Below are 1,303 nucleotides of genomic sequence, written 5' to 3'. Positions count from 1 at the left end.
CAGGGCCGACGCATTAAAATGCGCTGTCCTGTAAAAGTGTTGACAGGTATTTTTCATCCCATCCTGCTTTCAGCCTTTTGAGATTCATGCTTCCTTTTGTGACTTTATCATTCTTCAAAATGGTGAGCGCCATTTTTGTAACTGCCGAGAAATTTCTTGCTGCATTCTGCACTTTCTTGCTGTAGTCTTCCCTGAAGGTAACATCCAGTTGCCAATGCAGATTGTTTTCAATGGACCAATGCTGCCTAATGGCATTGGCTATTTCCTCCGGGTTAGTATTTTCAAGTGAAGTTATATAATACCTCGTTTCTTCAGTACGTTCCCCCGTTGCCAAAATTATCCTTTCGGATTTCATGCCCACTATTGACCTCAATCCCGCAAATTTGTCCTTAAACATCGGCTCCATGACCGGACCATAACTGACTACAGTACAGACTCTTGTTTCAAGCCTGCCATGTCCTGTACTTTCGCTGGTATGCCGGGTAACCCTATTGAGAATCACATTTCTGTTTTCATACCCATCAATTATTTTCTTGGCTAATTCATAACTGCTCTTTTGATTTTTCTTTAAAGCTATTATATAGTTTGAATTCCGTTCAATAATGGCTTTTGTTATTTCCAACTGACAGCCCATGGCATCAATAGTGACGATACAATCATCCAGATCCAAGGCATGGATTAGCAGAGGAACAGCTGTGATTTCATTACTTTTATCATCCACTTTTACCTGACCCAGAGAAATACCGTTAGCTGCAGACCATGCTGAAACCATCCAAAGCTTAAAGCCTTCTTTGCCGGTAGTATGTTCATCATTACATTTGCTAGGACCACGCATTAGTTTTCCATCGATGGCTACAACACCTTTAATCTCCTGACACACTTGTTTCACCCAATTGCGGAAAATCAACTCAAAATAGGATGGTTTTATAATGCTGAAGAAACGATTAAAAGTATCATGGCTGGGGATAACTTCTAAATCGGGTATTCTACTTTTAAAAAAATCGAATTTAGCATGGCCAAATTCTTCAATCTCATTCCAAGACTGAGCACCACAGATGACAGCAGCAATGGATACATATATGATCGTTTCCATTTTATGTAACTTTTTACGATCCATCCGAGGGTCCTCTATTTGCTTACAAATGTCAATTATACCTATTTTCATGTCAATTACTGTTTAATATTACCATGTAAATATACGAAATATAAACGAAATAAAATAATACTAAATAATTAATATTCAATTAAATAACAATAAGAAAAGTACATATGCAATAGTAAATTATTTAATGCGTCGGCCCTG

General features: G+C 37.8%; 1 protein-coding gene. It reads right to left on the bottom strand.

Annotated elements, in window-relative coordinates:
- Nucleotides 1-13: 13 nt before the first annotated feature.
- Complete coding sequence (locus tag HCG69_RS20580; protein ID WP_007482973.1) at nucleotides 14-1,165, bottom strand: ISAs1 family transposase; 1,152 nt, start codon at nucleotides 1,163-1,165, stop codon at nucleotides 14-16.
- Nucleotides 1,166-1,303 lie beyond the last annotated feature (138 nt).

The organism is Bacteroides sp. K03 (genome assembly GCF_019734355.1).
GTDB classification, from domain to species: Bacteria; Bacteroidota; Bacteroidia; order Bacteroidales; family Bacteroidaceae; genus Bacteroides; species Bacteroides nordii.
The sequence above is the reverse complement of the archived record's forward strand: the minus strand, read 5'-3'. Positions and strand labels throughout refer to the sequence as shown.

What these genes read in the sequence shown, in the direction of transcription:
- HCG69_RS20580 (WP_007482973.1), bottom strand. Translation starts at nt 1,165, where the DNA reads ATGAAAATAGGTATAATTGACATTTGTAAGCAAATAGAGGACCCTCGG.